The 11,286-nt window shown below is 64.0% G+C and carries 9 protein-coding genes and 1 pseudogene; 8 read left to right on the forward strand and 2 right to left on the reverse strand.

What is annotated here, in order from left to right:
• Positions 1 to 13: 13 nt before the first annotated feature.
• A pseudogene (locus ACTORR_RS16145) lies at positions 14 to 1,141 on the reverse strand (HAMP domain-containing protein); the annotation flags it as partial.
• Between the two features lie 134 nt (positions 1,142 to 1,275).
• Here ACTORR_RS16145 and bamE point away from each other — a divergent pair.
• Entirely contained in the window at positions 1,276 to 1,530 is a 255-nt protein-coding gene (gene bamE, locus ACTORR_RS16150) for an outer membrane protein assembly factor BamE domain-containing protein (RefSeq protein WP_027921036.1), read from the forward strand.
• Positions 1,527 to 2,099 (forward strand): lipocalin family protein, encoded by a 573-nt coding sequence (locus ACTORR_RS16155; protein ID WP_186601758.1) that lies wholly within the window; start codon positions 1,527 to 1,529, stop codon positions 2,097 to 2,099. Before bamE ends, ACTORR_RS16155 begins: the two co-directional genes overlap by 4 nt.
• 109 nt (positions 2,100 to 2,208) lie before the next feature.
• Here ACTORR_RS16155 and ACTORR_RS16160 read toward each other — a convergent pair whose 3' ends face one another.
• A complete protein-coding gene (locus tag ACTORR_RS16160; protein ID WP_441343715.1) occupies positions 2,209 to 3,573 on the reverse strand; it encodes a formimidoylglutamate deiminase in 1,365 nt (454 codons plus the stop codon).
• A gap of 145 nt (positions 3,574 to 3,718) precedes the next feature.
• Here ACTORR_RS16160 and hutC point away from each other — a divergent pair, with 145 nt between their 5' ends.
• The 6 genes from hutC (at position 3,719) to hutI (ending at position 11,278) form a co-directional block, all read left to right on the forward strand.
• Positions 3,719 to 4,429 carry a histidine utilization repressor gene (gene hutC / locus ACTORR_RS16165; protein WP_177332355.1) on the forward strand — a complete coding sequence of 237 codons (711 nt, stop codon included), beginning with the start codon at positions 3,719 to 3,721 and terminating at the stop codon, positions 4,427 to 4,429.
• The gene (locus tag ACTORR_RS16170; RefSeq protein WP_099815701.1) at positions 4,426 to 4,998 is read left to right on the forward strand and encodes a HutD/Ves family protein; all 573 of its coding nucleotides are present in this window, start codon (positions 4,426 to 4,428) and stop codon (positions 4,996 to 4,998) included. The genes hutC and ACTORR_RS16170 overlap by 4 nt, the downstream gene beginning before the upstream one ends.
• A gap of 239 nt (positions 4,999 to 5,237) precedes the next feature.
• Entirely contained in the window at positions 5,238 to 6,911 is a 1,674-nt protein-coding gene (gene hutU, locus ACTORR_RS16175; RefSeq protein ID WP_441343716.1) for a urocanate hydratase, read from the forward strand.
• Positions 6,912 to 6,980: 69 nt separating this feature from the next.
• On the forward strand, positions 6,981 to 8,513 hold the full coding sequence (gene hutH / locus ACTORR_RS16180) for a histidine ammonia-lyase (protein ID WP_313364285.1): 1,533 nt from the start codon (positions 6,981 to 6,983) through the stop codon (positions 8,511 to 8,513).
• Positions 8,514 to 8,665: 152 nt separating this feature from the next.
• The gene (locus ACTORR_RS16185) at positions 8,666 to 10,057 is read left to right on the forward strand and encodes an amino acid permease (RefSeq protein WP_054884273.1); all 1,392 of its coding nucleotides are present in this window, start codon (positions 8,666 to 8,668) and stop codon (positions 10,055 to 10,057) included.
• Positions 10,058 to 10,072: 15 nt separating this feature from the next.
• A complete protein-coding gene (gene hutI / locus ACTORR_RS16190) occupies positions 10,073 to 11,278 on the forward strand; it encodes an imidazolonepropionase (protein WP_054884274.1) in 1,206 nt (401 codons plus the stop codon).
• Positions 11,279 to 11,286: the final 8 nt, after the last annotated feature.

An 11,286-nucleotide genomic window follows, 5' to 3' on the forward strand; every position in this document is an offset into this window, starting at 1 on the left:
ATTCGTGAATACGCTCGACGAAGCGGTTGAACGATTGGCCAAGGCTGCCGAATTCGTCCTGGGCGTGGATGGTCAGGCGCCGGGTCAGGTCGCCTTCTCCTTCGGCGATGTCATGCATGGCGCGGCCCATCAGGTGCAATGGCGCCATAAGCACGCGGATCAGCAGGCCGAGCAGGGCGATGATCGCCACAACCGCGATCAAGGTGGCGATGATGGCGGAGGTGCGCAGCTCACCCAGCATGGCGAACGCTGCATCCTGATCGAGTACCAGGGCCACGTACCAGTCTGCCGACGGCACGCCATCGACGTGGGTGAAGCTGATGAACTGCTTGTGGCCGTCGACTTCGACTTCCTTGAGCCCGCTGCCGATTCGCGGCGTGTCCTGCGGGTAGACATCGGCCAGGGTCTTCAGGGCCAGGTCGGCTTTCGGGTGGATGAGGATCTTGCCATCGCCATTGACGATGAAAGCATGGCCCTGGCCGTCGAAGTTCAGGGCATTGATCAGGTTGCTGATGGTCTGCAGGTCGGTGTCGGCGCCGCTGACGCCGATCAGCCTGCCGGCTTGCTGCACCGGGGTGGCCAGGGTGATCACCAGCTTGCCGGCCGACACTGAGATGTACGGCTCGGTGACGATGGTCTGGCCGCTGGCAGTGGCCGCCTTGTACCAGCCCCGCACCCGCGGGTCGTAGTCGGCGGCGCGGTTACCCACCGGTACCGACTGCATGCTGCCGTCCTGGCCGCCGAAATAGGTGAGCTGGAAATTCTTGCCGTAGACCGGCAAGGCCAGGCTGCGGTCCAGGCTGGCTTTGCCCGGCCCATCGACCGCAACTTGCTGGGCCAGCGAGTCGAGCAACTGGATCCGGCTGTCGAGCCAGTTGCGGATGTTGCCGGCGGTGAGGCTACCCAGGTCCTGCAGCGTGGTCTGCGTGTCGCTGCGCAGGGACTGGCGTTGTCGGTAGTCGTTGAACAGTACGAAACAGGTGAAGGCAACGGCCACCACGAGGGCGGCGGCCAGCAGGATCTTGTGGCTGAACTTGAGGTTCTTGGTCATTTTTCTGGTCTGCACAAGGCAAGGCGTAGGAGGGGACTGTGGCAATGCGCCACAGCGTGCTCGCTGTGTCGTCGCGGTGAGCTGAAACATTAATCGTTTGCGCAGGGCCAGCCGACCAACGGTGTACGACGAAAGCGGTGTTGTCAGGGAACCAGGGAGGGATTTTCACGTCGAAGGTCACTGCAGGCCACTCGCCTGTGTCTATTTCCCAGGAGTGTCCCTTCATGTCGTTGCGTTCCCTCGCCCTGTTGTCCTTGTGCGTCGTCCTGACCGCGTGCAGCAAGATCAATCAGGAAAACTATTCCAAGCTCAAGGCCGGTATGAACAAGGCCGAGGTCGAGCAACTGCTCGGCACGCCCACCGAGTGCTCTGGCGCACTGGGCATGAGCAGCTGTACCTGGGGGGACGAGAAGAGCTTCATCAGCGTGCAATACGCGGCCGACAAGGTGCTGATCTACTCCGGGCAGGGCCTCAAATGAGGCGTTTGCACGTTCTGCTGGGGCTGTGCCTGGTGATGCTGCTGGGTGGTTGTGCCACTTCCGCCAACGATCCGCTGGCGCCGAAGACGGCGGGTGATGTCGACCTCAAGCGCTATCAGGGCAAATGGTATGAGCTGGCGCGCCTGCCGATGAAGTACCAGGCCGACTGTGCGCAGTCCGAAGCGCACTACAACCTCAAGCCCGATGGCTCCTACGGTGTGCTCAACCGCTGCCGCACGATGGGCGATGAGTGGCTGCGCGCCGAGGGGCACGCATACATTCAGGAGCCGGGGCATACCGACAGGCTGTGGGTGGAGTTCGACAACTGGTTTACCCGCCTGGTCCCGGGCGTGGCCAAGGGCGAGTACTGGATCCTGTACGTGGACGACCGCTACCGTACCGCGATCGTCGGCAGCCCGGACCGCAAGTACCTGTGGATTTTGTCGCGCACACCGACTCTGCCGGTGTGGGAGCGCGAGAGCCTGATGTCCAAGGCCCGCCAGCAGGGCTATGACACCAGCCGGCTGATCTGGCGTACACCCGACAAGCAGATCGTGCAGATGCACTAATGAAATTGGGGCTGCTTTGCAGCCCTTCGCGGGCTCGCCCGCTCCCACAGGGATTCGCGCCATCCTGTGGGAGCGGGCAAGCCCGCGAAGGGCCGCAAAGCGGCCCCAGTTAGCCCAGGAGTTGCCGCAGTACTTCAGCAAACGCCTGCCTGCTCTCCTCTTCATGGGCATGCTGCCCCTGACGCACCACCCACTGACCATTGACCATCACATCCCGCACCTGACGGTCGCCGCCGGCGAACAGCCAGCGGTTGAGAATCCCGTCGCCCTCGGCCATGGCGATGTAGGGGTCCTGCCCATCCAGCACCAGCCAGTCGGCCCGCTTGACTACCGCCAGCTCGCCAACGGCTTGCCCCAGCGCCTGCGCCCCGCCAACCAGTGCCGCGTCGTAGAGCGTACGCCCGACCATTGGTTGGTCGCCACGGTACAGCCGGTTGCGCCGCTGGTCCCGCAGGCGCTGGCCATATTCCAGCCAGCGCAGCTCCTCGACCACGCTCAGCGACACATGGCTGTCCGAGCCAATGCCCATGCGCCCGCCCTGGGCCAGGAAGTCCACCGCCGGGAAGATACCGTCGCCGAGGTTGGCTTCGGTGGTCAGGCACAAGCCGGCCACTGCACCACTGCGCGCCATGGCCGTGACTTCGTCGGCTTCGGCATGGGTGGCGTGCACCAGGCACCAGCGACGGTCCACATCGACGTGTTCATACAACCACTGCAGCGGCCGCAACCCGCTCCAGGCCAGGCAGTCGTCGACTTCCTTCTGCTGTTCGGCGATGTGGATATGAACCGGGCACTGCGGGTTACCGGCGGCCAGTACCTCGGCGATCTGGCCGGGCGTGACCGCGCGCAAGGAGTGGAAGCACAGGCCCAGCTGCTGCGCAGGTTGCGCTGCCAATATTGGCGCCAGTTGCGCCTGCAGGTGCAGGTACTGGTCGGTGGAGTTGATGAAGCGCCGCTGCCCTTCGTTCGGCGCCTGGCCGCCAAAACCGGCGTGGCTGTACAGCACTGGCAGCAAGGTCAGGCCGATGCCGCTGCTGGCCGCAGCTGCACTGATGCGTCGGGACAGCTCGGCCGGGTCGGCGTAGGCTTTGCCTGCCTGGTCATGATGCACGTAGTGGAACTCGGCCACCGAGGTGTAGCCGGCCTTGAGCATCTCGATGTACAGCTGGCGGGCAATGACCTGCAGCTGCTCCGGGGTGATCTTGCCGACCAGGCGATACATCAGCTCGCGCCAGGTCCAGAAGCTGTCGTTGGGGTTGCCTGCGACTTCCGCCAGCCCAGCCATGGCCCTTTGGAACGCATGCGAGTGCAGGTTGGGCATGCCGGGCAGCAACGGCCCGGTCAGGCGTTCGGCGCCTTCGGCCGAAGCGTCGGCTTCGATGCGGCTGAGCAGGCCGTCACTGGACACTTCGAGGCGGACGTTACTGGCCCAACCCGTAGGCAGCAGGGCGCGTTCGGCAAAATAGGCGGACATCGGAGAGAATCCTGTTATTGTTTGACTTGTATATACATATACAGGCGTTTGCCTGCCGGGTAAACTGCGGCAAGCTACCGCTCATTCCATTGCCTAAGGACTCAACGCCGTGCCGACACCTCCTGTCTCCGCGCTGGTTGCCCAGATGGGCGAGGGCCCGGCGCCGCTGTATGCCCGGGTCAAGCAAATGATCATCCAGCAGATCGAAAACGGCAGCTGGCCGCCGCATCACCGGGTGCCCTCAGAGAGCGAACTGGTCAGCGAGCTGGGCTTCAGCCGCATGACCATCAACCGCGCCTTGCGTGAACTCACCGCTGAAGGCCTGCTGGTGCGGATGCAGGGGGTAGGCACCTTCGTCGCCGAGCCCAAGACCCGCTCGGCGCTGTTCGAAGTCAACAACATTGCCGACGAGATCGCCGGCCGTGGTCACCAGCATAGCTGCCAGGTGATCAAGCTGGCCGAAGAGGCCGCTGGTTCCGAACGCGCCTTGGCCCTGGACATGCGCGAAGGGCAGCGGGTGTTTCACTCGTTGATCGTGCATTGCGAAAACGGCGTGCCGGTGCAGATCGAGGACCGCTACGTCAACGCCGCCATCGCCCCCGACTACCTCAAGCAGGACTTCACCCGGCAGACGCCTTACGCCTACCTGTCACAGGTGGCGCCGCTGACCGAGGGTGAGCACGTGGTCGAGGCGATTCTCGCCGAGCCCGAAGAGTGTCGCCTGTTGCAGATCGAGCGCGGCGAGCCCTGCCTGCTGATCCGTCGTCGCACCTGGTCGGGGCGTCAGCCCGTGACTGCAGCGCGGCTGATCCACCCCGGTTCCCGTCACCGCCTTGAAGGACGTTTCAGTAAATGACCCAGTTGCAGTTGCTGCGTGCGCAGAATTACCCGCGCATGCCGTGGAAGAACGGTGGCGGTTTCACCGAAGAGATTACCCGTGATAATGGCGAGGGGCTCGATGGCTTCGGTTGGCGCCTGTCGATTGCCGATATCGAGGAATCGGGTGGGTTTTCCGTGTTTGCCGGCTACCAGCGGATCATCACCGTGCTGCAGGGAGACGGCATGCGCTTGCTGGTCGACGAGCAGGCCACCCGGCCATTGTTGCCGTTCGATGCGTTCGCCTTCAGTGGCGAGAGCCAGGTCAGCTGCAAATTGCTCGGTGGGCCGATCCGCGACTTCAACCTGATCTATGCGCCGCAGCGCTATCGGGCGCGCTTGCAGTGGTTCGACGGTACCAGCCGCTTGTACAGCTCGGCGTCGACGGTGTTGCTGTTTGCCGCGAGCAATCAGGTGGAAGTGGCGATGGCTGGGCATGAAATGCAGCGTTTGGGGCTGTATGACTGTCTGCGGTTGGAGGGCAATGACGAGTTGTTGGGGCTGGAGGTACAGGGTCGGTTCTGCCTGATCGAACTCATTCCAGTTTGAGATAGCCGGGGCCGCTTCGCGCACCTTTCGCGACACAAGGCCGCTCCTACAGGGATATACGTTCCCCTGTAGGAGCGGCCTTGTGTCGCGAAAGGGGCGCGAAGCGGCCCCAGTGCTTTCATGAATTCGGAGGAGCGGTCCGATTATTTTGCTTGTCCATGCTTGTACATACAAGTAAAGATGTGTTTGTATATTGACCACGACACATCTGCCCGCGGACAACCGCCGAGGACCTTCCCGTGACCGACAACAACAAATACCGTGACGTTGAAATCCGTGCCCCCCGTGGCAACAAGCTGACCGCCAAGAGCTGGCTGACCGAAGCGCCACTGCGCATGCTGATGAACAACCTCGACCCGCAGGTCGCGGAAAATCCGAAAGAGCTGGTGGTGTATGGCGGCATCGGCCGCGCCGCGCGCAACTGGGCCTGCTACGACAAGATCGTCGAGACCCTGACCCGTCTGGAAGACGACGAAACCCTGCTGGTGCAGTCGGGCAAGCCGGTCGGCGTGTTCAAGACCCACAGCAACGCGCCGCGTGTACTGATCGCCAACTCCAACCTGGTACCGCACTGGGCCAACTGGGAGCACTTCAACGAACTGGACGCCAAGGGCCTGGCCATGTACGGCCAGATGACCGCCGGCAGCTGGATCTACATCGGCAGCCAGGGCATCGTCCAGGGCACCTACGAAACCTTCGTCGAAGCCGGTCGCCAGCACTACGGCGGCAGCCTGAAAGGCAAGTGGGTGCTGACTGCCGGCCTCGGCGGCATGGGCGGTGCCCAGCCACTGGCGGCAACCTTGGCCGGTGCCTGCTCGCTGAACATCGAATGCCAGCAGAGCCGCATCGACTTCCGCCTGGAAACCCGCTATGTCGACGAGCAGGCAACTGACCTCGACGACGCCCTGGCCCGCATCGCCAGGTACACCGCCGAAGGCAAGGCGATCTCCATCGCCCTGCATGGCAACGCCGCCGAAATCCTGCCAGAGCTGGTCAAGCGTGGCGTGCGCCCGGACATGGTCACCGACCAGACCAGCGCCCATGACCCACTGAACGGCTACCTGCCAGCCGGCTGGACCTGGGAGCAGTACCGCGACCGCGCGCAGACCGAGCCGGCTGCTGTGGTCAAGGCCGCCAAACAGTCGATGGCCGTGCACGTACAGGCCATGCTCGACTTCCAGAAGCAAGGCATCCCGACCTTCGACTACGGCAACAACATTCGTCAGATGGCCAAGGAAGAGGGCGTAGCCAACGCCTTCGATTTCCCAGGCTTCGTCCCGGCCTACATCCGCCCGCTGTTCTGCCGTGGCATCGGTCCGTTCCGCTGGGCGGCGCTGTCCGGCGACGCTGAAGACATCTACAAGACCGACGCCAAGGTCAAGGAACTGATCCCGGACGACGCCCACCTGCACCGCTGGCTGGACATGGCCCGCGAGCGCATCAGCTTCCAGGGCCTGCCGGCACGTATCTGCTGGGTTGGCCTGGGCCTGCGCGCCAAGCTGGGCCTGGCCTTCAACGAAATGGTCCGCAGCGGCGAGCTGTCGGCACCGGTGGTCATCGGCCGTGACCACCTGGACTCCGGCTCGGTGTCCAGCCCCAACCGCGAAACCGAAGCCATGCGCGATGGCTCCGATGCCGTCTCCGACTGGCCGCTGCTCAACGCCCTGCTCAACACCGCAGGCGGCGCCACCTGGGTATCGCTGCACCACGGCGGTGGCGTAGGCATGGGCTTCTCCCTGCACTCGGGCATGGTCATCGTCTGCGATGGCACCGATGAAGCCGCCGAACGTATCGCTCGGGTGCTGACCAACGACCCGGGGACTGGCGTGATGCGCCACGCCGATGCCGGTTACGACATCGCCATCGACTGCGCCAAGGAGCAGGGCCTCGACCTGCCAATGATCACGGGCTGATCGCTGCGCTTTGAGTGATACTGAATAGAAGAGGGGCCTGCGGGCCCCTGACAGAATTGGAGTAGCGAAGTGACCGTACTGACCCTCAAGCCCGGTACCCTGACCCTGGCCCAGCTGCGTGCCATCCACGCCGCGCCTGTGCGCCTGCAGCTGGACGCCAGCGCCGCGCCGGCCATCGACGCCAGCGTCGCCTGTGTCGAGCAGATCATTGCCCAAGACCGTACCGCCTACGGCATCAATACCGGTTTTGGCCTGCTGGCTTCGACCCGCATCGCCAGCCACGACCTGGAAAACCTGCAGCGCTCGCTGGTGCTGTCCCACGCCGCCGGTATTGGCGCGCCGCTGGATGACGCCCTGGTACGGCTGATCATGGTCCTCAAGATCAACAGCCTCAGCCGTGGCTTCTCCGGTATCCGCCGCAAGGTCATCGATGCACTGATCGCCCTGGTCAACGCCGAAGTCTACCCGCACATTCCGCTCAAAGGCTCGGTTGGCGCTTCTGGCGACCTGGCACCGCTGGCGCATATGTCGCTGGTGCTGCTGGGCGAAGGCAAGGCCCGTCACCAGGGCCAGTGGCTGTCGGCTACCGAAGCCCTGGCTGTTGCCGGCCTTGAGCCGCTGACCCTCGCCGCCAAAGAAGGCCTGGCCCTGCTCAACGGCACCCAGGCGTCCACCGCGTATGCCCTGCGCGGCCTGTTCCAGGCTGAAGACCTGTATGCCGCCGCCATCGCCTGTGGTGGGTTGAGCGTCGAAGCTGCGCTGGGTTCGCGTTCGCCATTCGATGCGCGTATTCACGAAGTGCGTGGCCAGCGTGGGCAGATCGATACCGCTGCCTGCTTCCGCGACCTGCTCGGCGACTCCAGCGAAGTGTCGCTGTCGCACAAGAACTGTGACAAGGTCCAGGACCCGTACTCGCTGCGCTGCCAGCCACAGGTCATGGGCGCCTGCCTGACCCAGATCCGCCAGGCTGCCGAGGTGCTGGGCATCGAAGCCAACGCAGTGTCGGACAACCCGTTGGTATTCGCCGCCGAAGGCGACGTGATTTCCGGTGGCAACTTCCACGCTGAGCCGGTCGCCATGGCCGCCGACAACATCGCCTTGGCGATCGCCGAAATCGGTTCGCTGAGCGAACGCCGCATTTCGCTGATGATGGACAAGCACATGTCCCAGCTGCCGCCGTTCCTGGTGGAAAATGGTGGGGTCAACTCCGGCTTCATGATCGCTCAGGTTACCGCTGCCGCCCTGGCCAGCGAGAACAAAGCCTTGTCGCACCCGCATAGTGTCGATAGCCTGCCGACCTCGGCCAACCAGGAAGACCACGTGTCGATGGCCCCGGCCGCTGGCAAGCGCCTGTGGGAAATGGCCGAGAACACCCGTGGCGTGCTGGCCATCGAATGGCTGGGTGCGTGTCAGGGGCTGGACCTGCGCAAAGGCCTGAAGACTTCGGCGAAGCTTGAGCAGGCGCGTCAGGCGCTGCGCCGGGAAGTGCCGCACTATGACCGTGACCGCTTCTTTGCACCGGACATCGAGGCAGCTGTCGAGCTGCTGGCCAAGGGCTGCCTGACCGGGCTGCTGCCTGCTGGTGTCCTGCCTAGCCTGTGATGCCTCCGGGGCCGCTTTGCGGCCCTTTCGCGACACAAGGCCGCTCCTACAAAGGCTACGCGCTCTCCAGTAGGAGCGGCCTTGTGTCGCGAATGGGCTGCAAAGCAGCCCCCATCGACCTCACGACCACAAAAACAATTTAAGGACGTGACATGCAACAAGCTCAAGGTCTCAAGCGCGGGCTAACGGCCCGCCACATCCGTTTCATGGCCCTTGGCTCTGCCATCGGTACCGGCCTGTTCTACGGCTCCGCCTCGGCGATCCAGATGGCCGGCCCGGCTGTACTGCTGGCCTACCTGATTGGCGGCGCTGCGGTATTCATGGTCATGCGCGCCCTCGGCGAAATGGCCGTGCACAACCCGGTAGCCGGTTCTTTCGGCCATTATGCCACCACCTACCTCGGCCCCATGGCCGGCTTCATCCTCGGTTGGACCTACGCCTTCGAAATGGTCATTGTGGCCATCGCCGACATCACCGCCTTCGGTATCTACATGGGCTTCTGGTTCCCGGAAGTGGCCCGCTGGATCTGGGTGCTGGGCATCGTCTTCGTGATCGGCGGACTCAACCTGTGCAACGTCAAGGTGTTCGGCGAAATGGAATTCTGGCTGTCGCTGCTCAAGGTCGGCGCCATCGTGGCGATGATCCTCGCCGGTCTCGGCATCATGGCCTTCGGCTTCAGCCAGGTGAGTGGCGAACATGCTGCCGGCATCAGCAACCTGTTCGAACATGGCGGCTTCATGCCCAATGGCATCGGTGGCCTGATCGCCTCGTTCGCCGTAGTGATGTTCGCCTTCGGTGGCATCGAAATCATCGGCGTCACCGCTGGTGAAGCCAAGGACCCGCAGCGCGTCATCCCCAAGGCGATCAATGCCGTGCCGCTGCGCATCCTGCTGTTCTATGTGCTGACCCTGTTCGTGCTGATGTGCCTGTACCCGTGGCCGCAGATCGGCAGCGAAGGCAGCCCGTTCGTGCAGATCTTCAGCCACCTGGGCATCGGCTCGGCCGCTGCAGTGCTGAACATCGTGGTGATCTCGGCCGCGATCTCGGCGATCAACAGCGACATCTTCGGCGCCGGTCGCATGATGTATGGCCTGGCCCAGCAAGGCCACGCGCCGCGCAGCTTTGGCAAGTTGTCGAAGCACGGCGTGCCATGGATGACCGTGGTGGTGATGGGCGCGGCGCTGCTGGTCGGTGTGCTGCTCAACTACCTGATCCCGGAAAACGTGTTCCTGCTTATCGCCTCTATCGCCACCTTCGCTACCGTGTGGGTATGGCTGATGATCCTGGTCACCCAGGTGGCCATGCGTCGCAGCATGAGCCGTGAAGAGGCGGCCCAACTGAAGTTCCCGGTACCGTTCTGGCCTTACGGCCCAGCCATGGCCATTGCCTTCATGGTGTTCATTTTCGGTGTGCTCGGTTACTTCCCGGATACCCAGGCGGCCTTGTTGGTCGGTGTGGTCTGGGTGGTGTTCCTGGTGGCGTCCTACCTGCTGTGGTGCAAGCCGCGCGCAGGCAAGCACGTGCCGGTCGAGCTGCACCGCTAGTCAAGGAGATCGCACATGAGAACCCTCTGGCAGCACTGCCACGCGGCAACCCTGGCCGAGGGCCGTTACTCGATCATCGAGGACGCGGCCATCGTCACCAGTGCTGGGCTCATCGAGTGGATTGGCCCTCGCGCCGAGCTGCAGCCTTTGGAGGTTGACCGAACGGTGGACCTGGGCGGCGCCTGGGTCACCCCGGGTCTGATCGATTGCCACACCCATGCGGTGTTCGGTGGCAACCGTAGCGGCGAGTTCGAGCAGCGCCTGCAGGGCGTCAGCTATGCCGAGATCGCTGCCCAGGGCGGTGGTATCGCCAGCACTGTGCGGGCCACCCGCGCGGCCAGCGAGGATGAGCTGTTCGCCAGTGCTCGCCAGCGGGTTCAGGCGTTGATGCGCGATGGCGTGACCACCCTCGAGGTCAAGTCCGGTTACGGCCTGGACCTGGCCAACGAGCGCAAGATGCTGCGCGTGGCCCGGCGCTTGGCCGACGAGCTGCCGCTGGCGGTGCGCGCCACCTGCCTGGCTGCCCACGCCTTGCCGCCGGAGTATGCCGGCAGGGCAGATGATTACATCGCGCACATCTGTGACGAGATGCTGCCGGCTTTGGCCGCTGAAGGCCTGGTGGATGCGGTGGATGCCTTTTGCGAACACCTGGCGTTTTCCCCGGCGCAAGTCGAAAAGGTGTTCATCAAGGCGCATGAGCTGGGCCTGCCGGTGAAGCTGCATGCCGAGCAGCTGTCTTCGCTGCACGGCTCCAGCCTGGCGGCGCGTTATCAGGCGCTGTCGGCGGACCACCTGGAATTCATGACCGAGGAGGATGCGATCGCCATGGCCGCCGCTGGCACGGTCGCCGTGTTGCTGCCGGGGGCGTTCTACTTCCTGCGCGAAACCCAGCTGCCGCCGATGGATGCCTTGCGCCGTCACGGCGTGAAGATTGCCCTGGCCAGCGACCTCAACCCAGGCACCTCGCCGGGGTTGTCGCTGCGCCTGATGCTGAACATGGGCTGCACGCTGTTCCGCATGACGCCGGAAGAAGCCCTGGCTGGCGTCACCCTGCACGCTGCCACGGCACTGGGTTTGGGTGACAGCCATGGTTCGCTGGAGGTCGGCAAGGTCGCCGACTTCGTCGCCTGGCAGATTGCCCGTCCCGCCGACCTGGCCTACTGGCTCGGCGGCGACCTGCCCAAGCGCGTGGTGCGCAAGGGCCACGAATTACTTGACTGAGCGAGGCA

Origin of the sequence: Pseudomonas sp. SAR267 (assembly GCF_052077595.1) — a bacterium.
Classification (GTDB): Bacteria; Pseudomonadota; Gammaproteobacteria; order Pseudomonadales; family Pseudomonadaceae; genus Aquipseudomonas; species Aquipseudomonas vlassakiae.

What these genes read in the sequence shown, in the direction of transcription:
- bamE (WP_027921036.1), top strand. Translation starts at nt 1,276, where the DNA reads ATGTCGTTGCGTTCCCTCGCCCTGTTGTCCTTGTGCGTCGTCCTGACC.
- ACTORR_RS16155 (WP_186601758.1), top strand. Translation starts at nt 1,527, where the DNA reads ATGAGGCGTTTGCACGTTCTGCTGGGGCTGTGCCTGGTGATGCTGCTG.
- ACTORR_RS16160 (WP_441343715.1), bottom strand. Translation starts at nt 3,573, where the DNA reads ATGTCCGCCTATTTTGCCGAACGCGCCCTGCTGCCTACGGGTTGGGCC.
- hutC (WP_177332355.1), top strand. Translation starts at nt 3,719, where the DNA reads ATGGGCGAGGGCCCGGCGCCGCTGTATGCCCGGGTCAAGCAAATGATC.
- ACTORR_RS16170 (WP_099815701.1), top strand. Translation starts at nt 4,426, where the DNA reads ATGACCCAGTTGCAGTTGCTGCGTGCGCAGAATTACCCGCGCATGCCG.
- ACTORR_RS16185 (WP_054884273.1), top strand. Translation starts at nt 8,666, where the DNA reads ATGCAACAAGCTCAAGGTCTCAAGCGCGGGCTAACGGCCCGCCACATC.
- hutI (WP_054884274.1), top strand. Translation starts at nt 10,073, where the DNA reads ATGAGAACCCTCTGGCAGCACTGCCACGCGGCAACCCTGGCCGAGGGC.